Source organism: Nocardia tengchongensis, assembly GCF_054781395.1.
Genome location: NZ_BAAGUM010000017.1, coordinates 608,467 through 633,171 on the forward strand (window position 1 = coordinate 608,467; position 24,705 = coordinate 633,171).

Annotated in this window: 24 protein-coding genes; 11 read left to right on the top strand and 13 right to left on the bottom strand. The window is 69.8% G+C overall.

The window, feature by feature from the left end; translation table 11 throughout:
• Positions 1-29 precede the first annotated feature (29 nt).
• A complete protein-coding gene (locus ACYVKL_RS33815) occupies positions 30-878 on the bottom strand; it encodes an alpha/beta fold hydrolase (protein WP_379167016.1) in 849 nt (282 codons plus the stop codon).
• Between the two features lie 54 nt (positions 879-932).
• Here ACYVKL_RS33815 and ACYVKL_RS33820 point away from each other — a divergent pair, with 54 nt between their 5' ends.
• From ACYVKL_RS33820 to ACYVKL_RS33830, 3 genes are read left to right on the top strand one after another with little or no spacing between them, the layout of a single operon-like run.
• Positions 933-1,529, top strand: a complete 597-nt coding sequence (locus ACYVKL_RS33820; RefSeq protein WP_379167013.1) for a TetR/AcrR family transcriptional regulator — start codon at positions 933-935, stop codon at positions 1,527-1,529.
• 17 nt (positions 1,530-1,546) lie between these two features.
• Positions 1,547-2,689 carry an erythromycin esterase family protein gene (locus tag ACYVKL_RS33825; RefSeq protein WP_379167011.1) on the top strand — a complete coding sequence of 381 codons (1,143 nt, stop codon included), beginning with the start codon at positions 1,547-1,549 and terminating at the stop codon, positions 2,687-2,689.
• 29 nt (positions 2,690-2,718) lie between these two features.
• Positions 2,719-3,768, top strand: a complete 1,050-nt coding sequence (locus ACYVKL_RS33830; protein WP_379167009.1) for a hypothetical protein — start codon at positions 2,719-2,721, stop codon at positions 3,766-3,768.
• Here ACYVKL_RS33830 and ACYVKL_RS33835 read toward each other — a convergent pair whose 3' ends face one another.
• The 4 genes from ACYVKL_RS33835 to ACYVKL_RS33850 form a co-directional block, all read right to left on the bottom strand.
• Positions 3,769-4,989: a bifunctional 3,4-dihydroxy-2-butanone-4-phosphate synthase/GTP cyclohydrolase II gene (locus ACYVKL_RS33835; RefSeq protein WP_379167007.1), complete on the bottom strand. Its 1,221-nt coding sequence runs from the start codon at positions 4,987-4,989 to the stop codon at positions 3,769-3,771.
• 151 nt (positions 4,990-5,140) lie between these two features.
• Positions 5,141-6,949: an MFS transporter gene (locus ACYVKL_RS33840; protein ID WP_379167005.1), complete on the bottom strand. Its 1,809-nt coding sequence runs from the start codon at positions 6,947-6,949 to the stop codon at positions 5,141-5,143.
• 102 nt (positions 6,950-7,051) lie between these two features.
• Positions 7,052-7,669: a PadR family transcriptional regulator gene (locus tag ACYVKL_RS33845; RefSeq protein ID WP_357193134.1), complete on the bottom strand. Its 618-nt coding sequence runs from the start codon at positions 7,667-7,669 to the stop codon at positions 7,052-7,054.
• A 37-nt stretch (positions 7,670-7,706) separates the two neighbouring features.
• Entirely contained in the window at positions 7,707-8,540 is an 834-nt protein-coding gene (locus ACYVKL_RS33850; RefSeq protein ID WP_343223264.1) for an IclR family transcriptional regulator, read from the bottom strand.
• Positions 8,541-8,787: 247 nt separating this feature from the next.
• On the opposite strand from ACYVKL_RS33850, the gene ACYVKL_RS33855 reads away from it, so the two are divergent.
• The 6 genes from ACYVKL_RS33855 to ACYVKL_RS33880 all read left to right on the top strand — a co-directional run bounded on the left by ACYVKL_RS33855 (position 8,788) and on the right by ACYVKL_RS33880 (position 13,999).
• On the top strand, positions 8,788-9,282 hold the full coding sequence (locus ACYVKL_RS33855) for a flavin reductase family protein (protein ID WP_379167003.1): 495 nt from the start codon (positions 8,788-8,790) through the stop codon (positions 9,280-9,282).
• Between the two features lie 109 nt (positions 9,283-9,391).
• Positions 9,392-10,537: a 3-ketosteroid-9-alpha-monooxygenase, oxygenase component gene (locus ACYVKL_RS33860; RefSeq protein WP_379167000.1), complete on the top strand. Its 1,146-nt coding sequence runs from the start codon at positions 9,392-9,394 to the stop codon at positions 10,535-10,537.
• 11 nt (positions 10,538-10,548) lie between these two features.
• Positions 10,549-10,794 (top strand): hypothetical protein, encoded by a 246-nt coding sequence (locus ACYVKL_RS33865; RefSeq protein WP_213557288.1) that lies wholly within the window; start codon positions 10,549-10,551, stop codon positions 10,792-10,794.
• 133 nt (positions 10,795-10,927) lie between these two features.
• Positions 10,928-12,010, top strand: a complete 1,083-nt coding sequence (locus ACYVKL_RS33870; RefSeq protein ID WP_379166998.1) for a 2Fe-2S iron-sulfur cluster-binding protein — start codon at positions 10,928-10,930, stop codon at positions 12,008-12,010.
• 37 nt (positions 12,011-12,047) lie between these two features.
• Positions 12,048-12,926, top strand: coding sequence for a VOC family protein (locus ACYVKL_RS33875; protein WP_379166996.1), 879 nt, complete (start codon positions 12,048-12,050; stop codon positions 12,924-12,926).
• Positions 12,927-12,967: 41 nt separating this feature from the next.
• On the top strand, positions 12,968-13,999 hold the full coding sequence (locus tag ACYVKL_RS33880; protein WP_379166994.1) for a zinc-binding dehydrogenase: 1,032 nt from the start codon (positions 12,968-12,970) through the stop codon (positions 13,997-13,999).
• Here ACYVKL_RS33880 and ACYVKL_RS33885 read toward each other — a convergent pair.
• The 3 genes from ACYVKL_RS33885 to ACYVKL_RS33895 all read right to left on the bottom strand — a co-directional run bounded on the left by ACYVKL_RS33885 (position 13,990) and on the right by ACYVKL_RS33895 (position 18,545).
• Positions 13,990-14,829, bottom strand: a complete 840-nt coding sequence (locus tag ACYVKL_RS33885) for a class I SAM-dependent methyltransferase (protein WP_379166992.1) — start codon at positions 14,827-14,829, stop codon at positions 13,990-13,992. The genes ACYVKL_RS33880 and ACYVKL_RS33885 overlap by 10 nt on opposite strands.
• Before the next feature lie 64 nt (positions 14,830-14,893).
• Entirely contained in the window at positions 14,894-15,295 is a 402-nt protein-coding gene (locus tag ACYVKL_RS33890; protein ID WP_379166989.1) for an SRPBCC family protein, read from the bottom strand.
• Positions 15,279-18,545, bottom strand: a complete 3,267-nt coding sequence (locus tag ACYVKL_RS33895) for an ATP-binding protein (protein ID WP_379167908.1) — start codon at positions 18,543-18,545, stop codon at positions 15,279-15,281. Before ACYVKL_RS33895 ends, ACYVKL_RS33890 begins: the two co-directional genes overlap by 17 nt.
• A 123-nt stretch (positions 18,546-18,668) precedes the next feature.
• On the opposite strand from ACYVKL_RS33895, the gene ACYVKL_RS33900 reads away from it, so the two are divergent.
• Positions 18,669-19,037, top strand: a complete 369-nt coding sequence (locus ACYVKL_RS33900; RefSeq protein ID WP_357193151.1) for a nuclear transport factor 2 family protein — start codon at positions 18,669-18,671, stop codon at positions 19,035-19,037.
• A 52-nt stretch (positions 19,038-19,089) separates the two neighbouring features.
• Here the strand turns inward: ACYVKL_RS33900 and ACYVKL_RS33905 are convergent, their stop codons facing one another.
• Positions 19,090-20,808: a nitroreductase family deazaflavin-dependent oxidoreductase gene (locus ACYVKL_RS33905; RefSeq protein WP_379166987.1), complete on the bottom strand. Its 1,719-nt coding sequence runs from the start codon at positions 20,806-20,808 to the stop codon at positions 19,090-19,092.
• A 113-nt stretch (positions 20,809-20,921) separates the two neighbouring features.
• Between ACYVKL_RS33905 and ACYVKL_RS33910 the strand changes: the two genes are divergently transcribed.
• On the top strand, positions 20,922-21,497 hold the full coding sequence (locus ACYVKL_RS33910) for a TetR/AcrR family transcriptional regulator (RefSeq protein WP_379166985.1): 576 nt from the start codon (positions 20,922-20,924) through the stop codon (positions 21,495-21,497).
• 3 nt (positions 21,498-21,500) lie between these two features.
• On the opposite strand, the gene ACYVKL_RS33915 is transcribed toward ACYVKL_RS33910, so the two are convergent.
• The 4 genes from ACYVKL_RS33915 to ACYVKL_RS33930 form a co-directional block, all read right to left on the bottom strand.
• Positions 21,501-22,247, bottom strand: coding sequence for a short-chain dehydrogenase/reductase (locus ACYVKL_RS33915; protein ID WP_379166983.1), 747 nt, complete (start codon positions 22,245-22,247; stop codon positions 21,501-21,503).
• Positions 22,248-22,263: 16 nt separating this feature from the next.
• Positions 22,264-23,127 (bottom strand): SDR family NAD(P)-dependent oxidoreductase, encoded by an 864-nt coding sequence (locus ACYVKL_RS33920; protein ID WP_379166981.1) that lies wholly within the window; start codon positions 23,125-23,127, stop codon positions 22,264-22,266.
• Between the two features lie 131 nt (positions 23,128-23,258).
• Positions 23,259-23,789, bottom strand: coding sequence for a PadR family transcriptional regulator (locus tag ACYVKL_RS33925; protein ID WP_213557277.1), 531 nt, complete (start codon positions 23,787-23,789; stop codon positions 23,259-23,261).
• Between the two features lie 43 nt (positions 23,790-23,832).
• Positions 23,833-24,702 carry a ribokinase gene (locus tag ACYVKL_RS33930; protein ID WP_379166979.1) on the bottom strand — a complete coding sequence of 290 codons (870 nt, stop codon included), beginning with the start codon at positions 24,700-24,702 and terminating at the stop codon, positions 23,833-23,835.
• Positions 24,703-24,705 lie beyond the last annotated feature (3 nt).

Genomic DNA, 24,705 nt, shown 5'->3' on the forward strand with positions numbered 1-24,705 from the left:
CCGCCGACGATACCGAAACCGGACCCGCCCTATCCGGGTTCGACGACCGCCCCGGTCAGAAAGGCCGACATGGCCGCGGCCACGGCCTCGGGTCGATCGAGCATCGACAGCACGTAGGCGTCGTCGATCTCGACCAGCCGGGCCTTGGGGATCAGTTCGGCCAGGCGGCGGCCGTGCTCGCGCGGCATCACCTTGCCCGCCGAGGACCACAGGATCAGCGCCTCGCCCGGGAAATCGCGCAGCGCTTCGGTATTCGCGATGAACTCGGCCTTGGAGCGGTGCGAGCGCGCGTAGGCGAGCAGGTCCCGCTGAATCCGCTTGTCCCGCAGGCCCGGTTCGGTCCAGCCGCGGACCAGGTCGTCGTCGAGGCGGCGCCGCGCCATCCAGCCGAACATCACCGGGGTGGACCGCAGCCACGGCACCCGTAACTGCCGCAGCGCCAGCGTGATTCCGCCGGGCACCGCGCACGCGAGGACGGCCGTCTTGCCGGGCAGCCCGGGCGGGAAGTTCCCGAAGGCCTCGCAGGGCAGCACGATCAAGCGCGCGACGCGCTCGTCCAGGCCGTAGGCGGTGAGGAACAGCCCGCCGCCCCAATCGCTGTGCACCAGGGTCACATCGCGGAGATCGAGCGCCGCCAGGAATTCCGCGACCAGCTGGTTCAGTCCCCGCATGGTCAGGTCGGCGTCCGCGCGCAGGGGTTCGGGATGCGCGCCGAGCGGCAGATCCGGCAGTACGTAGCGGAAGCCTCCGGGCAGCTTGCCGAGCACCTCGTCCCACACCGTGTGGTTCATCAGCAGGCCGTGTAGCAGCACCACCGGCGGCCCTTCGCCCCGCTCGGTGTAGTGCACCCGTCCAGCGCTGACCTCGACTACAGGCATGGCCCTCTCCCCTCTAGAGTAGACGCTCTAGTGCGTTTGCTCTAGTCTGGACCCGTGCCCGAGAAACTGTCAACCACCACCCGCGACCGCCTGGTCACCGCCGTCGCCGAACTCATGCGCGCGCAGGGCTACAGCGCGATCACCGTCAAACAGATCACCGCCGCGTCGGGGGCCCCGATGGGCTCGCTCTATCACCACTTCCCGGCCGGGAAATCGGCCATCGCCGCCGAGGCGCTGCGTACTTCGGGCGCGGTGTACATCCAGCTGCTGCCGTTGCTGATGGACGCGCACGCCGATCTGCGTGAAGCGGTTCCGGCGGCCTTCGCGGCCGCCGCCGAGACCATCGAGCAGAGCGGCTGGATGAACATGTGCCCGGTCGCGACCGTGGCCGGGGAGGTCGGTGACAGCGAACCCCGGATCCGTGAGGTGGCGGCCGAGGTCATGAATTCGTGGATCGACGAGGGGACAAGCTATTTCGTGCGCCGCGGCCTTGGCGACGCCGATGCCCGGGAATTGATGGTGGCCATTCTGTGTGCGCTGGAAGGGGCATTCGTCATGAGCAGGACCCTGCGCTCGACCGAACCGCTGCTGGCGGCCGGGAAGGCGCTGGGGGCGCGCGTCGACGCGCTGCTTGACATGAACATTGGTTGAGGTTGTTGGGTGGGGTCATGTCGATCGAAACCACCCTCGCAGTCACGCCCTTCGATGCCGCGACCATCGAGACCTCGGCGCACTCACTGTCCGGCGCGGTCGTCGTCGGCATCGGTGAATCGACGCGCTTCGCCCACGAGACCTTCACCGTGCGGGACCGGATCTTCCGGAATCTGGTCGAGCGCCACGGCTTCCGCGCGCTGGCGGTGCAGGACAGCGCCGATGTCGGCGAGACGCTCGACGCGTACGTCCGCCAGGGCGTGGGCACCGCGGCCTCGGCCCTCGATGCGGCCTGGCGGCCCTGGCGCACAACGGAAATGGTGGCGGCCCTGACCTGGATCCGGGAATTCAATCAGGCCCACCCCGACGACCAGGTCCGCGTCATCGGAGTCAAACCCGTGCAGGCCAAGCCGCAGGACTACGACACCGTGCTCGAGGCGGTCCGCGCCCACGCTCCCGGCCGCGCGGCCGAGCTGGCCGCGCACCTGGACCCCATCCGGACCGCGCACACCCTCGACGAGCACGTCCAGCGCGCCCGTGGCGTCCACCCCGGGCGTCCCTTCGCCGAGCACGCCCGGGACGCGTCGGCACTGGTGAGTTCGATTCCGGGGATCGGCGAAAACGTCCGGGCCCGAATGGCTCTGATCGAGGATTTCCATCGGCACAGCGTCGCGGGCCGGGGCAGCTATGCCGGGGAGGCCGAGCTGTGGGCGGTATCGATCCTCGACCACTACCGGCGCACCGGGCTGCGCACCGTGTACTGGGACGGCATCTCCCATGTCTCCGCCGCGCCGGCCGCGATCGGCCTGGCCGGGGGACAGGGCTCGACCGCCAGTGTGGGCAGCGTCCTGCGCGAGCACTTCGGCAGCGACTATGCCGCCGTCGCGATCGGATTCCATCACGGCGATCTCGGGGTGGCCGAGATCCCCGCTCCAGCACCGGATTTCCTGGACGCGCGGCTCGGCGCGGCGGGACCGGCGCGGCTCTGGCGGGATCTGCGCGTCGATCCGATCCCCGGTCCGGCCAAGCTGCGGGTGATCAGCGGCGTCTACGACCCGGTCCGGGATGCCGACGAGCACTTGGCGATTCGTGATCTGCCCGCCGCCTTCGACCTCCTGATTCACCTGCGCGAAGTCACCGCTGTACGGTGGCTGCCCTGAACCCACCCCACCTCGCATACGCTGCGCCGGTGAGTGAAGACCTTGGGGAAGACTTCCGGCAGCCGACGGAAGAGCAACGGCGGCAACGTGATGCGGACGCGTGGTGGGCGCGCAACTACGGACGGCGGGTGGAGCTCGGCCCGTTCGGGGACGCGTTGGCGGTCCTGGTGGCCCACGAGTTCGGCGACTGGTCGCGGCGGGAGATCGAGGGCGTCCAGGCGAAATTGGGATGGGAATCCGACGGGGACGCCGCCGGGCGGATCGTCGCGACCGGGGACGGCGTTGAGCTGGTCGCGATCGAGACGCCCCGATCGGTCACCGCGCCGGGCTTCGGATACGGCGAGTTCAAACAACTGAATGTGTACTACCCCTGCGAATCCGCCCTCGTCGACCACGTCTTCACCACAGCGCTGGCCGCATGCATCGCCGTCCTGGGCGCACCGGATCTCGTCGGCGGCCCCGGCGCCCAGGCCATGTGGTGGCGCGACCGGGAGATCGTGACGCTGGGCCGGTCGATCCGGCCGATCGAGGTCAGCCTGCGGATCGAGCCGCGCGGTCCGCGCGAGACCGAGCGCGAATTCGACTGGGAGTACCACGAGGACCACTGGCCCGGGGAGTGCTGGCTGGCATGGCCGGACGAGTCGCGGGCCTGGGACATCGGGGCGCTGGGCCACAAGGAACCCGACGCCGCCACCCTCGAGGAGCTCGAAGAGCACATCGACGCGCTGTTCCTGTCGCTGGCCGTCGATCTGCCGGTGCTGCATCCGCTTGTCCCGCACGCGATCTGGGTGATCACCCAGGCCGATCGCCCGCAGTGGGTGGCGCAGGGCTTCTTCGCGTCCAATGCGCAGTCCCGGCTCGAGGTTCGCGAGGACGACCACGCGCGCGGGCAGATGTACAACCACGGGGTCGCCGCGGCCCGCCGGATGGCGGCCGAGACCAAGGCGGCGATCCGCCGATCGGGCGCGAAATACCCGTCGGACTTGCGTTTTCAGGCCTGGCTGTCGCCGGCGCAACCCGCCCTGCAGGCCTTCCGGCTCGGGCTGCGCTGGGACGAGCAGCGGCCCGACGAGGATTGACTAGCCGACCGCCGGAATCTCGGTCAGCTCATGGCTCATCCGATCCCGCTTGGTGGCCAGGTAGTGCACATTGTGCTCGGTCGGCTGGGTCTGCAACGGAATCCGGGCGTGCACCGCGATGCCGTTGGCCTGCAACCCCGACTGCTTGGCGGGGTTGTTGCTCAGCAGCCGAACCGAATTCACGCCCAGATCCGCGAGGATCCGCGCGGCGGCCCGGTAGTCGCGGGCGTCGATGGGCAGTCCGAGCCGGACATTGGCGTCCACCGTGTCCGCCCCGCCGTCCTGGAGTTCGTAGGCGCGCAGTTTGTTGAGCAGCCCGATCCCGCGACCCTCCTGGCCGCGCAGGTAGACCACGACCCCGCGGCCCGCGGCGGCGACGGCCTCCAGCGCGGCGTCGAGCTGCTCGCCGCAGTCGCAGCGCAGCGACCCGAACGCGTCACCGGTCAGGCATTCGGAATGTACTCGGGCCAAGGCGTTCTCGCCCGACGGATCACCCAGGACCAAGGCCAGGTGTTCCGCGCCGGTGTGCTCGTCGGCGTAACCGTAGACGCGGAAATCGCCGAAGCGGGTGGGCAGCCGGGTCTCGACCACCCGGGAGATGCCGTGCTCCAACCGCTTGCGGTACTCGATCAGGTCGGCGATGGAGACCAGCGGGATGTCCCACTCCTTCGCCATGATCAGCAGATCGGGCAGGCGCGCCATGGTGCCGTCGTCATTGACGACCTCGGCGATCACCCCGGCGGGCCGCAGTCCGGCCAGGCGCATCAGATCGACGGCGGCCTCGGTGTGGCCCGGACGACCCAGCACGCCACGGTCGTTCGCGCGCAGCGGGAAGACGTGGCCGGGGCGGGAGAGCTGTGCGGCGGTGGTGCGCGGGTCGGCCAGCAGGCGCATGGTGTGCGCGCGGTCGGCGGCCGAGATGCCCGTGCTGACACCGGTGACGGCGTCCACCGAGACGGTGTACGCGGTGCCCTTGGGGTCCTCGTTGACCGCGGTCATGGGCGGCAGTCCGAGCCGGTCGCAGTCCTCGCCGGTCATGGGCACACAGATGACGCCGCTGGTGTGGCGGACCAGGAAGGCGATATCGGCGGCGGTCGCGTGCTCCGCCGCGAGGATCAGATCGCCCTCGTTCTCGCGGTTCTCATCGTCCACGACCAACACCATGCCGCCGCGGGCCACCGCCGCCACCGCACTCGCGATGGAGTCGAGTTCACCGGTCATCGTCGACCACCTCCTATTACCAATAGAAATATGACTGGCGGAGAACAGCCAGGTCAGATCTCGCTCAGCGGGCACGACGGTGCTCGATACACGAGACGGCCCGGAGGCGAATGCCTCCGGGCCGTCTTCCCTTCAGATCAGTGCCTCGCGATCAGTGCGCGGCACCGCCCGTAGCGGGGGTACGCCCGTGCTTCATGATGAGCGCTCCGACCAGCGCCACCGCGGCCGAGGCCGCCACGAAGTAGAAGCCCATCTCGTAACCCTTGTCGGCGTAGAGCATCGGGATCTCCTTGGTGACCGGCGGCGCGCCCGTCACCGACACCACGGCCTTGACCGGGTTGGCGGTCAGGAACGCGGTGGCCACCGCGAGACCGATGGCCGCGCCCATGGCCTGCATGACGCCCAGCATGCCCGCGCTGATGCCCTGCTGTTGCGCCGGAACACCTTCCACGATCAGGTTCGGCGTGGACGCGTAGTAGAACGCGAACGCGACACCGTAGACCGCGCTGATCAGCGTGATGGTCTGCCACCCGTGCGACATGGCCGCGTAGGCCAGACCGGAGCCGACGGAGATGGTCAGGGCCGTGATGAGCGGCCAGCGGGCACCGGAGCGCCGGATCCACAGACCGCCGAGGAAGCCGAAGAGCATGGCGATCAAGGACTGGGCGAGCGTGACGTGCGTGGCGTACTTCATCAGGGTGAAGTTGTCGCCGTAGGAGTAGCCCGGCTCCAGATCAACCTTGACCATGTCCGGCGGCAGGTGCTGGTACACCATCTCCGGCGGCACCTGAGCGTTGACGACCTCCGGGGTCACCTGAGCATTCACCTTCTCGGTCAACTGCTTGACCAGATCCGGCGGCAGGTCCATGCCCGGCGGCATGGCGGCCTTGGCCTGTGCCTCGGCCTGAGCGAGGCCCTGGGCCCGCGCCTGGGTGAGCGCCTGGGCTTGGGCCTGGGCCAGCGCACCGGACTTCACCTGCTCCCAGGTGGCGTCCTTGACCTGCGAGACCACCGCCGAGGACGGCGGCGACTGGGTCATGTAACCGGTTGCGTAGGACTGGTATCCGATCATGAACGAGGCCAGCAGACCGATGAACAGCACCACGCTGACGCGCGGGTTGAACAGCAGCTTCATGTCCATGATGGGGTTCTTGGCCCGCATCTCCACGATCGGGAACAGGGCCAGCAGCACCAGGCCGCCGATCAGCCACACCAGCGTGGAGGGCTTGCTCCAGCCCCAGTCCTGGCCCTTGTCCAGGTACAGCAGGGTGAGGGTGGCGCCCGCGCCGAGCAGCACCGCGCCGATGATGTCCAGGCGCTGCGGGGTGCGCAGCTTCGACTCCGGCACGAACAGGATCAGCAGCGGGGTCATCACCAGGGTGAAGATGAACAGGAACCAGAACAGTCCGCGCCAGCTGGTGTGATCGGTGATGTAGCCGCCGATCAGCGGACCCGCGAGCGCGGAGACGCCCAGACCCGTGGAGGCGATGCCCAGGCCGATGGGAACCATGCGGCGCGGCATCAGGTCGCGGATCAGACCGTAGGACACCACGGTCGTCGCGATAGCCGAAGCCTGCAGCGCGCGGCCCACCAGGAAGATCGCCCAGGTGCTGGTCAGCGCGCACATGACCGTGCCGATGAGGAACAGCCCGGCGCAGACCAGGAACATCCGCTTCTTGCCGTAGATGTCACTGAGCTTGCCGATCAGCGGGGACACCGCGGCACCGAAGATGCCGAAGACGATGATGGCCCAGTTGATGTTCGCGCCTTGCTCGGGGAAGGTGGGCGCGATCTGGCGCAGGGCCGAGGCGACCATGACGTACTGCATCGGAGAGATCTCGGTGAACAGCACGATGATTGCGAGGACCGACCAGATCCTCAGGTTCGATGCGCCATCGAGACGACCCGAGTCGTCAGGCGCAGTTCCGGGCGGCACCGCGGTGTCGACGGAGGTGGACATAGTGCGTCCTCCAGGGTGGGTAGTAACACGATCCTGTGAACCGTGTCACGCCCGGGGAGTGCTGCCCATCACAAAGTCCGGTCAGTGGGAATTACCGGAATTCTATTTCTTCGTGGTCTTCCGGCGGCTACGCTGCCTCGCCAGTTTGTCCAAATCTGACAGCAAGTCCTCTGCGAATTCCTTCTCCGCCTCGTAATGCTTGACGCACCAACGCAAGACCGCGCTCGGGTAGGCCCAATCCGGATTCACATCCGCGCCCTCGGCGTCGGCCTGGGCCCGGCGGCGCATGGTCTCGGTGTATTCGATGTGCTGATGCAGGATCTCGCGCATGCGGTCGGGCTCGGCCAGATGTCCGAGCCAGGCCCGCAGCATCACGCTGTGCTTGAGCACCGGGGCCTCGACGGGGGAGTGGTTGACCCACTCCGAGGCGGCCTCGCGCCCGGCTTCGGTGATGGCGTACATGCGCTTACCGCGCATGCCGTCCTCGGAGACCACGGTTCGCGACACCGCGTACCCGTGCTTCTCCAAACGCTTGAGCTCGGCGTAGATCTGGGAGAACGAGGGGCTCCAGTAGAAGAACTGCAGACTCCAGTCGGCCCATTTCTTGAGGTCGTATCCGGAGAGTTCCTCGGCATGCGAGAGCATTCCGAGCACCGCCCACGCCGTCGTGGGCAGGTCCGGAATCGCCCGCGCCTCCGCGGACGGCACGCCATCGATCATCATCGAACTGTATCGCCCCGGCATCTGCCCGCTCCGCTCAACGCCAGTGCGCGCGACGCGGGAACAGGGTGCGGCCGGCCTCGTGCGCGACCTCGAGCACGACGCGGGCCAGCCGGTCGTAGCTCATGCCCTCGGCGCGGCCCGACAGCGACAGCGCGGCCGGCGCGGTGCCCCGGCCCCGCAGCGGCGCGGCGACACAGGCGATTCCGGCGATGGCCTCCTCGCGGTCGATGGCCACGCCCTGGCGCAGGCGGATCTGCTGCAGCTCGCGGGTCAGCGCCTCGGGCTCGCAGATGGTGCGCGGGGTGAGGCGCGGCAGGCGGGTGCGCAGCGCGGCCTCGGCGATATTGGGCTCGAGACAGGCCAGCATGGCCTTGCCGAGAGCGGTTGCGTGCGCGGGCATCCGACCGCCCAGGCGGGTGGGCAGGCTCGCGGCGAAGCGGCCGCCGGCCTTGTCCAGGTAGACCACGTCGCGGCCGTCGAGCACCGCCAGGTGCCCGACCATGCCGGTGCGCTGGCTCAGCTCGTGCAGCAGCGGGGAGACGGCGTCGCGGATCTCGTTGTGGTCGGCGGTGAGTCCGCCGAGCTCGAGGGCGCGCATGCCCAGGCGGTAGCCGCCCGAGGTGTGGGCCAGCCAGCGCAGCTTGATCATCTGGTCCAGGATCCGGTGCACGGTGGACCGCGGCAGCCCGGTGCGCTCGACCAGACCGAGCAGCGTGAGGGTGGGGGTGGAGGCGTCGAAAGCGTCCAGGATCAGCGTCATGCGCTCGATCATCGAGACGGGGACCTCGGCACTGGCGCGAGATTCCTTGGCGCGCATGGGGTTGTGGGGGTGCCGAGTATCCGCGGGCGGCAGCATGGCGACGGACATATGTACCTCCGTTGGTTCATATCCGGGCTGGGTGTATCGGATGGGGCTATTCCGATTAGGCATGTACCTAGCTCGGAGCTTGTGCTACCCATCACAGTGCCGCACGCCACAACCTGCGGAATCGGGAGAACTACGTAAAACCTACGGATCCGCGTCCCGATCACCGAACCACCGTGTTGACGCCTCCTGCGCACGACCTGCTGTCATGACTGCTAGCTATATTTCGGATCGAAATAAGGAGGAGCCGGTGCTCGATCAGTCCCCGGCCATCGACGCGACGGCCTTCAAGACCGTCCTCGGGCGTTTCTGCTCGGGGGTCACCGTGATCACCGCCCTCGACGAGGACGAGCCGCTCGGCTTCGCCTGCCAGTCGTTCGCATCGCTGTCCATCGACCCGCCGCTGGTGAGCTTCTTCCCGGCGCGCAGCTCGAGCACCTGGCCGCGCATCCGCGAAATCGGGAAGTTCTGTGTCAACATTCTGGCCGACGACCAGGCCGAGCTGTGCCGGCAGCTGGGCCGCCCCGGCCCGGACAAGTTCGCCGGGGTGGAGTGGGCCCCCTCGGACAACGGTTCGCCGCTGCTGGCCGGGGCCATGGCCTCGATCGACTGCGAGCTCTACGACGAGGCCGACGGCGGCGACCACACCATCGTCATCGGACGCGTGACCTGCTTGAATGAACATTCCGAAGCCAAGCCGCTGCTGTTCTACCGCGCCGCGTTCGGTCGTCTCGAGCATCCGTAAACGGAGCCGTCTCGACTATCAGTAGTCACCGCCCGGCCAGTGAGACTGCGCTGTCGTCGCCGTCACACCGGCCGCAACCATCGAAGCAAGGCAAGGGAGAGGAATACACATGACCACCACGGACAGTGAGGTGCGAGTCATCGATGCCGGGAAGCCCCCGACTCGATTCGCGCGCGGCTGGCACTGCCTGGGCCTGGCCGACTCCTTCCGCGACGGAAAGCCGCACACCGTCAAGGCTTTCGGCACCGAGATCGTGGTGTTCGCGACCGAGAACGGCGACCTGAACGTGCTCAACGCCTACTGCCCCCACATGGGCGGCAACCTGGCCGACGGCACCGTCAAGGGCGACTCCATCGCCTGCCCGTTCCACGACTGGCGCTGGAACGGCAAGGGCAAGTGCACCGGCATCCCCTACGCGCGCCGCGTGCCCCCGCTGGCCCGCACCAAGGCGTGGCCGACCATGGTCGAGAACAAGCAGCTGTTCGTCTGGCACGACCCGGAGAACAAGCAGCCGCCCGCCGAGCTGGCCATCCCGCGCATCGACGCCGCCTTCGACGACCAGTGGACCGACTGGACCTGGAACTCCATGATCGTCGACGCCAACTGCCGCGAGGTGGTGGACAACGTGGTCGACATGGCGCACTTCTTCTACGTGCACTACGGCTTCCCGACCTTCTTCAAGAACGTCTTCGAGGGCCACACCGCCAGCCAGTACATGACCTCGGTCTCGCGCGAGGACATGATGGGCGAGACCGCCAAGGCGCTGGGCGGCAAGAACGTGCTGCAGTCGGAGGCCTCCTACTACGGGCCGTCCTACATGATCGACTACCTGAAGAGCGAGAGCCCCAACGGTCTCGTGGTCGAGGGCTACCTGATCAACTGCCACTACCCGATCAACGAGAACCAGTTCGTGCTCATGTACGGCGCCATCGCCCGCCGGCCCGACGGCGTCCCGGCCGAGCAGGCCGCGGAGATCGCCGCCAAGTTCGTCGGCGGCCTGGGCAAGGGCTTCGAGCAGGACGCGGCCATCTGGAAGCGCAAGTCGCGCATCAACAACCCGCTGCTGTGCGAGGAGGACGGGCCGGTCTACCAGCTGCGTCGCTGGTACGAGCAGTTCTACGTGGACGCCGCCGAGGTCGCGGACGAGATGACCGACCGCTTCGAGTTCGAGGTGGACACCACCCGCGCGGTCACCGCCTGGGAGGCCGAGGTCGCCGACAACCTGGCCAAGCGCGACGCCGCCGCGAACGCCTGAGAGGCATTGCCATGGACAAGGTTTCGTGCCGGTCCTGCGGGACCTGCGTGCTGGTGGAGAAGTTCAGCGACCAGCACACCAGCGTGCAGTGGAACAAGGACGCGCAGACCGCCTGCACGGAACTCGAGACCACCGGGCTGCGCTCGCACACCTGCCGTGAGTTGCGGGCCAGCATCGACGAGGCCGTCGCCTCGGGTGCGCTGACCGTCAGCACGCGGGACGTGGACGTGCGCACTCGCGGGCGGACCGTGGACTGAGAGGGGTTGCCGGCCCGCGGGCCGGCATCCGCCGGGTGGGCCTTCCGACGTCGTCGGCGGTCGGCCCCGGTTACTGGATACCCGCCCGGGCGGGCTCGAAACGGATAGCACAGGAATGGAACTGGTGGAACGGATGACCGTCACAGACTTCGAGGTAGACGAGGCCGTGGCAACCGCTCAGGTGAGCGGGATCACATCGGCGACGATCGTGCGCGTGGTGCGCGAGACCGCCGACGCGGTGTCGCTCGAGCTCGTCCCGGACGCCGCACACGCCGGACGGTTCTCCTACCGTCCGGGCCAGTTCCTGACCCTGCGCATCCCCAGCGACCTGACCGGCTCGGTGAGCCGCTGCTACTCGCTGTCCAGCGCCCCGCACGAGGGTGGCCCGCTCAAGGTCACCGTCAAGCGGACCGTCGAGGGCTACGGCTCGAACTGGCTGTGTGACAACGCCGCCGAGGGCCTGGCCCTGGACGTGCTGCCGCCCGCCGGCATCTTCACCCCGGACACGCTCGACACCGATCTGCTGCTCTTCGCGGGCGGCAGCGGCATCACCCCGGTGCTTTCCATCCTGAAATCCGTGCTGGCGCAGGGCACCGGCCACTGCACGCTGATCTACGCCAACCAGCACGAGAACTCGGTCATCTTCGCCGAGGAACTCGCGGAACTGGCCGCCGCGCACCCGGATCGGCTGCTGGTGCTGCACTGGCTGCAGTCCGTGCAGGGCCTGCCGAGCGTGGCCGGCCTGGCCGCGCTGGCCCGGCCGTGGGCGGGCCGGGAGGTCTTCGTCTGTGGTCCCGGCCCGTTCATGGACGCGGTCGCCGCCGCCATGACCGAACTCGGCGCGGACCGCAAGCGCGTGCACGCCGAGAAGTTCGTGTCCCTGTCGGGCAACCCGTTCGAGATCGACCCGGCCGCCGCCGACGTCGTGATCGACGACGGTGACGCCGCCGTCGCGCGCGTCGAACTCGACGGCGAGAACCACGAACTGACCTGGCCGCGACAGCAGACCCTGCTCGACACCATGCTCGCCAAGGGCCTCGAGGCCCCCTACTCGTGCAAGGAAGGCGCGTGCAGCGCCTGCGTGTGCCGGGTGGTCTCCGGCGAGGTGAGCATGCGCCGCAACGAGATCCTGGAGGAGGAGGACATCGCCGACGGCTATGTGCTCGCCTGCCAGGCCGTTCCGGTCACCGACGACGTCACCGTCACCTATTCCTGACATCCCGATAATCCCGAATCTCCCGAGGAGTATCACCATGGCTGCCTTCGCCTCGCTCGGTTACGTGCGCGCCCACATCGCCGATGTGGACGCCTGGCGCGCGTTCGCCTTCGACACCATCGGTTTCGCCGAGGGCACCGGCCCCAACCCGGACTCCATCTACCTGCGCGTCGACGAGCACACCTACCGCCTGGAACTGGTGCCCGGCGACCGCGACGCGGTCATCGCGGTCGGCTGGCAGGTCGCCGACCGCCGCTCGCTGAACCTGGTGCGAGAGATCCTGGAGCAGGCCAAGATCGAAGTCACGGAGCTGTCGGTCGCCGAGGCCGTGAACCGCCACGTCGAGGAGGCCATCTCCTTCGTCGACCCGTCCGGCTTCACCATCGAGGTCTTCCACGGCCCGCTGCTGGACCACACCCCCGTGGTCGGCAAGTTCGGCAACCGCTTCGTCACCGGCGACCTGGGCCTGGGCCACGTGGTGCTGCCGGTGCGCGACATCGAGGAAGCCCGCCAGTTCTACACCGAGGTGCTGGGATTCGCCTCGCGCGGCTCGTTCCGGGTGGGCCCGCCCGAGCACCCGATCTGGATCCGCTTCATGGGCGTCAACCCGCGCCACCACAGCCTGGCGCTGATCCCCGGCTCGCGGCCGGACGGCCCCGGCATCGTGCACGTCATGGTCGAGGTCGACTCGCTCGACGACGTGGGCCGCGCCCTGGACCGCGTCAACAAGGCCGGCTACCACCTGTCCTCCACGCTGGGCCGCCACACCAACGACAAGATGATCTCCTTCTACGTCCGCACCCCCGGCAATTGGGATCTCGAATTCGGTTGCGAGGGAATGCTGGTCGGCGAGGACTACGTCGCCGAGGAGATGACCGCCGACAGCTACTGGGGCCACGAATGGGCCCGCGGCTAGGACACTGAGTTCGCGACAGCGACCCGAGGCTGGGAAGTGACATGCGCGCGGTAGTCATGCGGAACCGGCGGCTCGTGGTGGACGAGATCCCGGAACCGGTCCCCGGACCCGGGCAGGTACTCGTGGAGACCATCGCCTGCGGCATCTGCGGCTCCGACAAGCAGGCGCTCGACCACACCGACGAGTTCCTGCAGGCGTCGCGCGACAGCGGCGTGCCGACCTTCCTGTTCGACCCGTGCCGGGACCTGGTGCTGGGCCACGAGCTGGCCGCCCGGGTCATCGGCGCGGGACCGGACACGCTGTACGTGGAAGGGCAGCACGTGGTCGCGCTGCCCTGGGCGCTGGACACCGCCGGCGGCATCCACGGCATCGGGTACTCCAACCAGTTCCCCGGCGGGTTCGGCGAGCGCATGGTGTTGCAGGCCATGGCCCTCGAACCCATCCCCGAGCACGTGCCGCCGCACGTCGCCGCCCTGACCGAGCCGCTGGCCGTCGGCTTCGGCAATGTGGCCCGCACCGGCATCGGGCCCGACGGCACCGGCATCGTGATCGGTTGCGGCCCGGTCGGTCTGGGCGCGGTGGCCGCGCTGGCCGAGCGCGGCGTCGCGCCCATCGTGGCCTCCGACCCGTCGAAGCTGCGCCGCGAGGCCGCGCTGCGCCTGGGCGCGCACCGCGTGGTCGACCCGGCCGCCGAGGATCCGGTCGAGGTCTGGCAGGAACTGGCCGCGCCCGGCCAGAAACTGCACGTGTGGGTCTGCGCCTCGGTGCCCGGCCTGCTCAACGACCTCATGTACAAGGTTCCGCGCGAGACGGCCATCCTGCAGATCGGCGCGGTCATGACCGACGACGTGATCCGGCCCGTCGTCGGGATCTACAAGGACATCTCCTTGCAGATGTGCATGGTCTATCCGCAGGAGGAGTACGCGAAGACCTTGGGCCGCATCGCCGACGGCACCGTCGACGCCGCGTCCCTCATCACCGATCAGGTGGGCCTGGACGGTGTCGCGGGCGCGATCGAGTCACTGCGCAATCCCGAGGATCACATCCAGATTCTGGTGCGCCCTCAGTTGTGAGCCCGCACGATCCGGCAGAAGTCGACCGGCTGTAGGCCGTCGGTGCGCTGCCAGAGGGCGGCGTCGACCGCCTCGCGCTGCGAAATGTGCTCGGCCGCGGTGAATCCGTGCCGATGCAGCAGCGCCGTCACCGAATCGGGGGAGAAGAAGCTGCGCATCGGCTCGCCCTGCTGGGCGGTGGCCAGGCGGGCGAATTGGGCGAAGACTCGGCCGGGTTCGTCGTACAGCTCGGGCAGCAACGCGTATTCCATGACCAGCTCGCTGCCGGGCGCGAGCCGTGACAGCGTGTCCAGAGTGGCCGCGATCGCGGGCTCGGTGAGGTACATCGTGACGCCCAGCCAGCTCACCAGCGCCGGACGCGTCAGGTCGAAGCCCTGCCCGGTCAGTGCCGCGACCAGGTCGTCGCTTTCGAAATCGACGCCCGCGAACGCGACGGTGGCCGTGCCCAATCCGGCCGCCGCCAGCAACTCCCGCTTCCAGTCCTGGGTGGCCGGATGGTCCACCTCGTAGACGGCGACCCGCTCGGCCAGCGGCGAACGGTAGGCGAAGGTGTCCAAGCCCGCGCCCAGGATGACGTACTGCTCGAAACCACCGGCCGCCAGCCGGTCCTCGGCGTAATGACTGCGGGCGCTCACCTGCGATCGGGTGCCGCTGAGCACCGGGTGATCGCCGGAATTGCGATGGTAGGACAGGAGTTCCGCCGCGCGCTCTCCCAGCAGGGTCTCGGCCACGGTGTCGTGGAAGAGATGGGGTGCGTCGTCCACGATCAAATGGGCCGCGCGAGCGGCCGCGGCCATCATCGCGGTTCTACTCGGGCCGGTGTCATTCATGAGACACGATGGTAGACAAAGAAATTCGAATTTGCTTCGACCATATCACATGCAAATAACACGCCTATAACGAAACTCGGGCGAGCGCGGCCAGCCGGGTGAGCGATCCGTGAATGACTTCCCGCTGCGTGTCGAGCCGCGCCGCCTCGGCCTCCGGAATATCCACGTGCACATGGATATCGGTGGACTGCCCGTCCTCCCCGAGCATGAGTTGCCAGACGAACCGGAGGTCGGAGACCAGGCAGGAGATGGTCACCTGAGCCTGCCTGCCGTCGGCGCGCAGGGTCTGCGGCATCGGAAAGTCCGGATAGCCGTCCGGGTACATGGTGTAGTCCGAGCCGTCGGCGGTCGCGTCGACACTGCCGACGCCGATCCACCATTCGGTGAAGCGGTTCGGGTCGTAGAGCAGCTTCCAGACCGCCGCCGGTGACGCGGTGGTGTGGGCATGGTCATCGAAGGTGGGCATGGGGACTCCCCGCGGGGTGGGTGAGGGCAGCCAATTCGGCTGTCACGAGCTGATATTCGCGCTCGGGCTCGACCAGTCCGGACAGCGGCGGGCGGCCCAGGTCGATGATGTTGGCGGCATAGCGGCGGCCGATCGTGGCGGCGGAGGTGCGGCGTTGCCAGCCCGCGGCCGCGGCCCGCAGCCGGGCGACCGCGCGGGCATGGTCGCCGGTGGCGGCCGCCAGCAGGCCCTGGACGCGGTTCATCCTGGCCACCAGGGTGTCGGGGAAATCGCTGTCCGACACCGGTTCCAGCGCGACCGCCTCGATCTCGGATTCGGCCTCGGCCCCGTGCCCGCCCCGGGCCAGGGCCTCGGCCAGCCGCAGCCGGGTCAAGGGCCTGCTGATCGGCGCCTCCGCGGCCAGGGCCGCGCGGAATTCCGCTGCGGCCGTGTCGAACTCGCCGCCCGCCAGGGCGAGCTGTCCCTCTTCGGCGTGCACCAGGCCCTCGAAGGCGGTGATCCCGAGTCGATTCGCGGCATCGGCGGCCAGGCGCAGCGCGTCGGCGGCCTCGCCGGTCCGGCCCAGGCGGCGCAGCACGGCGGCCTGACCCGTGTAGGCGTAGACGGCCAGGCGGGTCAGGCCGGTGGGCGCGACCAGCGGCAGGCACCGTTCCACGAAATCCAGGGCCCGCGCGAAGTCACCGGCGCAGGCGGCGGCCCCGGCGGCACTGGCCAGCGCCGAATACGCCATGTCCGGCCGCCCGGCCCGCCGGGCCGCCGAGGCCGCCGCGATCAACGGGCCGTAACCGGACGCGAATTCCCCACTGCGCAACAGCGCGTGGCCGCGCGCCACACCGATGTCGTGGGCGATCAGATCCGGCAGGGTGCGGCCGCGCGTGAACGGATCCACCTCGCGCAGCAGCGCCGCCGCCTGCTCCGGATCACCGGCCACGGCTTCCGCCCAGGCCATGCCGGCCAGGGCCTCGACCCGGATCCACGGGTCCGCGCCGGGCACCCGGTCCAGGACATCGAGGGCGGCCTGATAGGAACGCCGCGCCTCCCGCGGATGGCAGATGCCACCGCGCAGCCAGCGCCCGCGGCGCAGCCAGGCGTCCAGCAGTGTGTCGGCGTCGGCCGCCGGGATCAGCGTCAGGGCCCGCTCGAACGCGGCATCGGATTCCGCCAGCAGGCCCCGCCATGCCTCGACCTCGGCGAGTTCGAGCAGCGGATCGGCCGGGTCGGGATCCAATTCGACGGCCTGCCCCAGGTATTCGGCGGCCTCGGCCATGGCCGCCACTTCCCGGGCCGCCGCGGCGGCATGCCGCAATTCGACGGCCGCGCGGTGATGATGCCCGGCCAGCCGCAGATGCCGGGCCAGTTCGGCGGCGCGGCGCCGGCCGGAGGTGTCCCGCGCGGCCAGGTTCGCGGCCAGCGCATCGTGCAGCCGCGCCCGCGACAGCGGCGGAATGTCTTCGTAGACAGCCTGTCTCAGCGATTCGTGGCGATAGCCGACGGCGGTGTCACGGACGCGGAGCAGACCACTGCCGAGGGCTTCGGTGGCCGCCGCGGCCGGGTCGGCCAGCAGCGGCAGCTCGGCGATCTCGGCCCGGCTCAGGTCGCGGCCCGCCGCGGCCATCAGTTCGAGGAACAACCGGCCCGCCCCGCTGAGCCGCGCCAGCGCGGAACCGGTCGCGATGCGCAGCCCGTCGGCCGGGTCGCCCGCCCCGTGCGCGACGTGCCGCGCGGTCTCGGTGGCGAGCAGCGGATTGCCGTCGACCGCCGCGACGATCCGGGCCTCCACGGATTTCGGCAGCCGCGCCTCCTGCCGGACGATGTTCCGAATCGCGGTGGGGGACAACGGTTGCAACGAGAGTTCCAGTCGCAGTGAGCCTCTCGCGCGCAGTGCGGCGAGCGTGCCGTCGACCGATGGTCGCGGCGGCAGGGGGCGGCGCGTCAGGACGATCAGCACCGGGATCCGGCACAGCCGCCGCCCCGCGTAACGCAGCAGTTCGAGGCTGGAGGGGTCGGCGTTGTGCAGATCCTCGAGCACGACGACCAAGGGCCGGCGCGCGGCCAGGAAACCGAGGAACTCGACCACGGCCTCGAACAGCCGGATCTGATCGTGCTGCGGGGCCGCCGCCACCGGTGACGAGGCCGCCCAATGGGCTGCGACACCGGGCAGCAGCCGCGCGAGATCGTCGGCCCACAGCGTGTCGCCCGGCAGCCGCTCGCCCGGTTCGAGCGCCTCGGCCAGCAATTCGGACCACAGCTCGTAGGGTGCGCCGCCGAGCGCGCCCGGCGCCCCGATCGCGGTGCGGGCACCGTCCCGGCCCGCGACGTCGACGACCTCCTCGACGAGCCGGGTCTTGCCGAGACCGCCCTCCGCAGTCACCTCCACCACCATGCCGGTGCCCGCGCGCACCTGATGCCAGCAGTCCAGGAGGCGATGCAATTCGTCGCTGCGGCCGAAAAGTGGTGTCGCGGCCCAGGGCGCCGCCAACGCCGAAGGCGGCATCGACGGCGCTGCCGCCGATGCCGGTGTCCCGGAGCCCAGGGCCGTCGTGTCATCGTCGATTCTCGGGAGCAGTGCTTCCACCAGTGCGAGGGTGGACGGGGACGGATCGATGCCCAGCTCGGCGCGCAGGGTGTCGCGCAGGCGGTCGAAGCTCGCCAGCGCCGCGGCCCGGTCGCCGGCCGCGGCCGAGAGCCGGATCAGTTCGCGTCCGGCCTCTTCGTCCAGCGGCCGTACGGTGACCCGCCGGCGCGCCCAGTCCAGGGCGCGGGCGAGTTCGCCGCCGGATTCGGCCGCCGCGGCCAGTCCGGCCAGCGCCACGCCCAGCCGCCGGCCGTATTCGTCGCGGGAACGCCGTACCCAGTCCTCGTCGTGGGCGGCGAGCAACTCGCCCCGGCAGATGGTCACCGCCTGCTCGAGCCGGCCGGCCGCGCGCAGCCGGTCGAATTCGAGGGCGTCCACCCAGACCTCGTCGCGACGCAGTTCGATGACGTCGCGATCGGTGTACAGCAACTCCGCGGCAGACCCCAGTGCGACCCGCAGGGCCCACACCGCGCTGCGCAGGCTGGCGCGTGCCTTGCCGTCGGGCGCGTCGGGCCAGAACAGGCCGCACAGGCGGGCGCGTGGATGGGGGCCGGGGTGCAGGGCCAGCCACACCAGCAGGGACCGGACCAGATGGCCGCGCGGCAGCGCCACGGGATCGCTGTCCAGGTCGACCTCGAGCTCACCGAACGCGTGAATCCGCAGCATGAGCAACATCACCTAGGACTAGACGGTAGTAGCCGCGCACCCCGTCTGTCTCGGCGTTGACGATCAAATGACGGACCCGGTCAATGCTCGGGTCAGTGGCCGCGAGCCGCGGCCCCGATCCGGAGAAGCGTCATGAGCACCATGCAAGCCCCCACCCACTTCGACCTCGAGGCGCTGCGGCGCGGCATCGAGGAGCGCGACGCCGCGCGGCTCGTCGAGCTGTACGCCGAGGACGCCGAACTACGGTTGGTCGATCTCCTGCATCCACCCAGCAACCCGAAGATCCTGCGCGGGCGGGAACAGATCGGCGAGTACCTCGACGACGTCTGCGCTCGCGACATGACCCATCGGGTCGAGCACCTGACCACCGAAGGCGACCGGATCGCCTTCACCGAGAACTGCGAATACCCCGGCGGCAGCCGCGTGCTGTGCCTCGCCACCCTGCACGTCGCCGGCGGATACATCGTCCGTGAGGTGGGCGTCCAGGTCTGGGACGAGTGACCAGCCCGAGTGACCGGGCGGCTCGGTGCGGCTGCCCGGTCACTCGCCGGAATCAGTTGTCGGTGAACGTGATCCGCACCGTCACCGGATCGCTCTCCAGCGCCGCGAACACGCCGCGCGCGAACGGGGCCAGGGCTGGATGCGGGGCGAAGCTGCGGGTGCGGGCCACCACATCGTCGTCCGGGAGCAGGACCGCGGTGCCGGTGCGCCAGCGATCACCCTGGCGGACACGGATATTCGGGTTCGCCGAGATGTTGAGACCCCAGCCCGAGCGCAGGCCGTGCTGGCAGATGGCCCAGGCGCCCTGGTCGTCGAAGAGCAGCGACACCGGCACCCGGCGCGCCTCGCCGGACTTGCGGCCGACGGTCTCGATCTCGCCGGCGAAGGCGGTGCGGATGCCGACCTTGCCCAGGGCCCGCACGGTCGGGTTCATCACGTAGCGGCCCACGGCCCGCTCGGTGCGGAACTTGCGGGCGGCCCGGTCGGCGGCACTGCGGGGTGCGGCGGAGCGCTTGCTGCGGAAGGCGTCGAAACCGTTGCGGCGCAGCATGGTCACCGCGGTGCGCCACGGCGAGCGGTCGGGGTCGGGGTCGTTGCCCGCGCCCAGCAGGTGCAGCTGGTCGGTGTGCCATTGCAGGTCGAGCGCGCCATCGGCGGATTTGAGCCCGCCGTTGGCGGCCAGTCGAGGCGGCAGTCCGAGGGTGATGTGCGGGGTCGGCAGGGTGGCGGTGCGCTCGCCGAGCAGATCGGCCGCGGCACTGGGGATCACGGCGGTCGGCCGGCCCAAGCCGATCAGGTCGCAGGTGCCGTCCGCGAGCGCCGCGGACATGGCCGAGTGGGAGCGGAACCCGCCGGTGACCGCGATCGGGATCGCGCCCGCGGCCTGGCGGGCGGTCTCGGCGTAGTCGAGGAAGTAGGCCTCGCGGGCGCGGGTGCTGGTCGACACGGTGCGCGGGCGGTCCAGCATGGCGGGGGATTCGTAACTGCCGCCGCTGATCTCGATGAGGTCCACCTGTTCGGCGGACAGCTGCTCGATGACCGCGCGCGATTCGTCCTCGGAGAAGCCGCCGCGCTGGAAGTCGGCGGAGTTGAGCTTGATGCCCACCCCGAACCCGGGGCGCACCGCAGCGCGGATACTGCGCACCACCTCGAGCACGAAGCGCCGGCGTCGCTCGGCGTCGCCGCCCCAGGCGTCGGTGCGCTGGTTGGACAGCGGGGACAGGAACTGCGACACCAGATAGCCGTGCGCGCCGTGGATCTGGACGCCGTCGAATCCGGCGGCTTCGGCGACCCGGGCGGCGGCGCCGAAGCGGGCGATGATGTCGACGATCTCGTCCTCGGTCAGCGCGCGCGGGGCGGGGATGCCGGGAATGCCCACGGCGATGGCCGACGGCGCGACCGCGCGGGTGCGGGTGACGATCGGATTGGCCTGCCGTCCGGGATGATTCAGCTGCACCCAGACTTTCGCGCCGCCGTCCTTGGCGATCTTGGCCCAGCGGGTGAGGGCCGGGAGGTGTCGTTCGTCCTCCATGGCCACATTGCCGGGTTCGCCGCAGTGGCGGCGGTCGACCATGACATTGCCGGTGACGATGAGGCCGTAGCCGCCGCGGCTCCAGCGTGCGTAGAGCCGTTCCAGCCGCGCGTCGGGGGCGTTGTCGCCATTCGCCAGACCCTCGCTCAGGGCCGACTTCATAATGCGATTGGGGAGAACCTGTCCGCTGGCCAGCGGCAGGGGATCGTGCAGGGTGGGCTGAGCGGCTGCCGTCGGCATGGGTGCCCCGATTCCTAGTCGAAGTTGTGCACGGCGGACTACACTTGGTAGACCAATCGGTATATCCGTCACGGTAGTACACCGATCGGTATACGAGCAAGGAGGAACCGTCCATGGGTGCGCGCGACCGCCTCATCGACAGCGCCATCGCCCTGATGCGCTGCAACGGCATCGCCGGAACCGGCATCGCCCAACTGCTCGAGCACAGCGGCATCTCCCGCCGGTCCATCTATCTCAACTTCCCCGGCGGCAAGTCCGAACTGATCGCCGAGGCCACCCGCACCGCCGGCTCGGCCACCAGCGCCCTCATGCGCACCGTCACCTCCGGCACCGACCTGGCCGGCGCCATCGCGGCCTTCCCGGCGCTGTGGCGCGAGGTCCTGGTCTCCAGCGATTTCGCCGCGGGCTGCCCGATCACCGCCGCCGCTCTCGGTCGTGCCGAATCGCCGGAGGCCGCCGACGTGGCGGGGGAGACCTTCGAGGAGTGGGAGACCATTCTCGCCACCCGCCTCGAGGCCGAACACGTGGATCCCGAGACCGCCCGCTCGCTGGCGACCACCATCATCGCCGCGGTCGAGGGCGCGGTGGTGATGTCGCTGGCGACCCGGTCGACCGCACCCCTGGAACGCGCGGGCCGGCAGATGGCCGACCTCGTCGCCCTGCACACGGCGACGACGCCGGCCGTCTGAGCCTCAGATCAGGCTGAGACCACCGTCGATGGTGACGACGGTCCCGGTGGTGTAACCCGACCGGTCCGACGCGAGAAACGCTGCCATATCGGCGATTTCCCGCGGATGGGCCGGACGGCCGAAGGGGAAGTCCGCGGCCATCTCGGCGAAGCGGGCATTCTTCTCGATGAGTTCGGTGATGCGCGCGGTGGCCACCGGCCCCGGATTGATGCCGACCACCCGCAGCCCGTCGCGCCAGCTGCGGCTGCCCAGCGCGCGGGTGAAGGCCATCAGCGCGGCATTGGCGGTACTGCCCGCGATGTACTCGGCGTCGGGGCGTTCACCGGCCGCGCCGATCACATTCACCACCACGCCCTTGCCCTGGTCCTTCATGCGGGCGTAGACGAGGCGGCTCAGGTTGATGTAGCCGAACACCTTCAGTTCCCAGCCCTGTCGCCACGCCTGTTCGTCGACGGCGGTGAGGGAACCGCCGGGCACGTCCCCGGCATTGTTGACCAGAATGTCCAGCGGCCCATCGATATTCGCGAGCCGCTCGATATCGGCGGCTACGCGCAGGTCGGCCGGGTGGGTGTGCACCTCCACGCCGTGCACGGCGCGCAGCCGCTCGGCGAGTTCCTCGAGTCGTTCCTTGCCGCGGGCGGCCAGATGCAGCCGGCAGCCCTCGGCGGCCAGTACCCGCGCGATCTCCGCGCCGATGCCCGCCGAGGCGCCGGTGATGAGGGCGGTCCGCCCGGTGAGTCCCAGATCCATGTGCTCGTTTCCTGATTCAGTGGGCGAGAGCGGGTTCGATGCCGGACAGGCCGAGAGCGCGCTGGAAGACGCGGTCCCGCAGCCGGGCCGGGATACGCGCGAGCCAGATCGCCAGTCGCGCATCGGATCCGGCCGTGTAGAACGCCTTCGGCCGGCGCGCCTGGACGGCGCGGACGATGGCCGCCGCCGCCACCTCGGGCGGGGCGTACCGCTGCCCGGCGGCGGCGGTGTCGAAGGCGACGAGCTGACGTTCGTAGAGCGCGACGGTGCGCGGATCCGCCTCCGCCAGTGCGGCTTCGGCGGACGCGGTGGACTTGGCGAAGATCTCGGTGCGCATGGCCCCGGGCTGCACGATCGACACCGGGATGCGCCACGGGGCCAGCTCGACCCGCAGCGATTCCGAATACGACTCCAGCGCGGACTTGCTCGCGCCGATCGGGCCCAGGAACGGGAACGCGACCCGGGCGCTGCCCGCGCTGACGTTCACGATCCGGCCGCCGCCGGCGCGCAGCAGCGGCAGGAACGCCTGGATGACACGGACCGGTCCGTGCACATTGACCTCGAATTGGCGGTGCCATTCGTCGATCGGCACCAGTTCGGTGGGGCCCTGCACCAGGACGCCCGCATTGTTGATCACGGCGTGCAGGCCCTGGCTGTCGCGGTGGTTCGCCACCTGGTCGGCGGCCGCGGCGACGCTGCCGGAGTCGGTGACGTCGAGGACGATCTGGGTGATGCCGGTGGCATCGAGCTCGGGCGCCGGCGTGCGGACGCCGGCGTAGACGTGAAATCCCTTGGCGGCCAGGGCCTGTGCGCAGGCGCGGCCGATGCCGCCGTTCGCGCCGGTCAGCAGGATGGCGCGCCCGTTGGTGGGTGCTGTCATGGGAAGCCTCGGATCGAGTCGCGGTTGATTCGCATATACCCGGGTACATGAACAAGAGTACATGTCCCAAGGGACATGTCAACGGGTGCGAGTGCCCCTGTCGATTCCAATTCCGATGCGGTGCCGGTGTTTTACCGATCCTCGCCGATCTCGTCGCGCGCCCACTCCGCCCACTCGGCCAGCGCCTCGTAGAGCCGGATGCCCGCCTCGACGGTGATCCGCTTGGACTTGGCGTGCGGGTCGTCGCCCAGTTCGCCGCGATCCTTGGCCAGCGCCAGCTCCCGGTACATGGCCGCGGTGTCGCCGAAGAACTTGGCCTCGCGCTCGAGATGCTCGTCCAGATCCGCCGGATCCATCAGCCACGAGAAGAACGACCGCAGCAGCGGCTCCACCCGCAGCGTGTGATCGACCTCCTCCTCGACCAGCCACCGCCGCACTTCGGTCAGCCCCGACTCGGTGATCCGGTACGCCTTGCGCCCCCGCGCGCCCTCGCTGTCGATTTCGATCATCCCGGCTTCGGACAGTCGTCCGAGTTCGGCGTAGATCTTCGGATGCCGCGCGGGCCACACCGGCCCCAGCGCCTCCTGGAACCGCTGCGCCAGGTCGTACCCGCTGGCCGGCCCCTCCGCCAGCAATCCCAGCAACCCGTGCCGCAGCGACATGCCACACCCTTTCGTCGAAGCCTCACCCCATCATCACATTCGGCTATCGCGCCCCGGCCGCCGCGAGCATCCGCTCGATCCGCGCCGCCTCGGGAATCGACGCACTCGCGCCCAAGGTCGTGGTCGCGAGCGCCCCCGCCGCGCAGGCCCAGGCGAGCGCGGCCTCCGGGCCTTCGTGCCAGTGCGCGGCGAGCGCCCCCGTGAAGGCGTCGCCCGCGCCGGTGGTGTCCACCACACGCACCGGAAAACCCGGATGCGTGAACGCGAGCCCGCCGGGACCCCGATAGGTCGCGCCCGCCGCGCCCAGTGTGGTGACCACGTGCGGCACCACCGCCAACGCGGACTCCAGCCGGACGGCCTCACCCTCGTTGACCACCGCGATGTCGACCTCGGCCCACACCTGGTCCGGAAGGTCCCGCACCGGAGAGGGATTCAACAGCACCACCGTCCCGTGCGCCCGCGCGTGCCGGGCCGCCGCGAACACCGTCGCGACCGGAATCTCCAACTGGCACAACAGCACATCCGCCCCCGCCACCGTATCCAGATCCGCCGCCGTCAATTCCGTCATCCGCCCGTTGGCCCCCGCCACCACGATGATCGTGTTCTCCCCACCCCCGTCCACCACGATCGTCGCGATCCCACACGGCCCGTCGACCTCCCGCAGCCGGTCGACCCCGACCCCGTCCTGCCGCAACACCTTCCGCAGCCCGTCGGCGAACACATCCGCCCCGACCGCCCCGACGAACTCGACCTCCGCGCCCGCCCGCCGCGCCGCGATCGCCTGATTGGACCCCTTCCCGCCCGGCACCAGCGCGAACCCGTCCCCGGACACCGTCTCCCCGGCGTCCGGCCGCCGCCCCACGGTCGTCACCAGATCCATATTGATGCTGCCCACCACCGTGATTCGCGCCATGGC

What these genes read in the sequence shown, in the direction of transcription:
- ACYVKL_RS33815 (WP_379167016.1), bottom strand. Translation starts at nt 878, where the DNA reads ATGCCTGTAGTCGAGGTCAGCGCTGGACGGGTGCACTACACCGAGCGG.
- ACYVKL_RS33825 (WP_379167011.1), top strand. Translation starts at nt 1,547, where the DNA reads ATGTCGATCGAAACCACCCTCGCAGTCACGCCCTTCGATGCCGCGACC.
- ACYVKL_RS33835 (WP_379167007.1), bottom strand. Translation starts at nt 4,989, where the DNA reads ATGACCGGTGAACTCGACTCCATCGCGAGTGCGGTGGCGGCGGTGGCC.
- ACYVKL_RS33840 (WP_379167005.1), bottom strand. Translation starts at nt 6,949, where the DNA reads ATGTCCACCTCCGTCGACACCGCGGTGCCGCCCGGAACTGCGCCTGAC.
- ACYVKL_RS33845 (WP_357193134.1), bottom strand. Translation starts at nt 7,669, where the DNA reads ATGATCGATGGCGTGCCGTCCGCGGAGGCGCGGGCGATTCCGGACCTG.
- ACYVKL_RS33850 (WP_343223264.1), bottom strand. Translation starts at nt 8,540, where the DNA reads ATGTCCGTCGCCATGCTGCCGCCCGCGGATACTCGGCACCCCCACAAC.
- ACYVKL_RS33860 (WP_379167000.1), top strand. Translation starts at nt 9,392, where the DNA reads ATGACCACCACGGACAGTGAGGTGCGAGTCATCGATGCCGGGAAGCCC.
- ACYVKL_RS33865 (WP_213557288.1), top strand. Translation starts at nt 10,549, where the DNA reads ATGGACAAGGTTTCGTGCCGGTCCTGCGGGACCTGCGTGCTGGTGGAG.
- ACYVKL_RS33870 (WP_379166998.1), top strand. Translation starts at nt 10,928, where the DNA reads ATGACCGTCACAGACTTCGAGGTAGACGAGGCCGTGGCAACCGCTCAG.
- ACYVKL_RS33875 (WP_379166996.1), top strand. Translation starts at nt 12,048, where the DNA reads ATGGCTGCCTTCGCCTCGCTCGGTTACGTGCGCGCCCACATCGCCGAT.
- ACYVKL_RS33880 (WP_379166994.1), top strand. Translation starts at nt 12,968, where the DNA reads ATGCGCGCGGTAGTCATGCGGAACCGGCGGCTCGTGGTGGACGAGATC.
- ACYVKL_RS33885 (WP_379166992.1), bottom strand. Translation starts at nt 14,829, where the DNA reads ATGAATGACACCGGCCCGAGTAGAACCGCGATGATGGCCGCGGCCGCT.
- ACYVKL_RS33890 (WP_379166989.1), bottom strand. Translation starts at nt 15,295, where the DNA reads ATGCCCACCTTCGATGACCATGCCCACACCACCGCGTCACCGGCGGCG.
- ACYVKL_RS33895 (WP_379167908.1), bottom strand. Translation starts at nt 18,545, where the DNA reads ATGTTGCTCATGCTGCGGATTCACGCGTTCGGTGAGCTCGAGGTCGAC.
- ACYVKL_RS33900 (WP_357193151.1), top strand. Translation starts at nt 18,669, where the DNA reads ATGAGCACCATGCAAGCCCCCACCCACTTCGACCTCGAGGCGCTGCGG.
- ACYVKL_RS33905 (WP_379166987.1), bottom strand. Translation starts at nt 20,808, where the DNA reads ATGCCGACGGCAGCCGCTCAGCCCACCCTGCACGATCCCCTGCCGCTG.
- ACYVKL_RS33910 (WP_379166985.1), top strand. Translation starts at nt 20,922, where the DNA reads ATGGGTGCGCGCGACCGCCTCATCGACAGCGCCATCGCCCTGATGCGC.
- ACYVKL_RS33915 (WP_379166983.1), bottom strand. Translation starts at nt 22,247, where the DNA reads ATGGATCTGGGACTCACCGGGCGGACCGCCCTCATCACCGGCGCCTCG.
- ACYVKL_RS33920 (WP_379166981.1), bottom strand. Translation starts at nt 23,127, where the DNA reads ATGACAGCACCCACCAACGGGCGCGCCATCCTGCTGACCGGCGCGAAC.
- ACYVKL_RS33925 (WP_213557277.1), bottom strand. Translation starts at nt 23,789, where the DNA reads ATGTCGCTGCGGCACGGGTTGCTGGGATTGCTGGCGGAGGGGCCGGCC.
- ACYVKL_RS33930 (WP_379166979.1), bottom strand. Translation starts at nt 24,702, where the DNA reads ATGGCGCGAATCACGGTGGTGGGCAGCATCAATATGGATCTGGTGACG.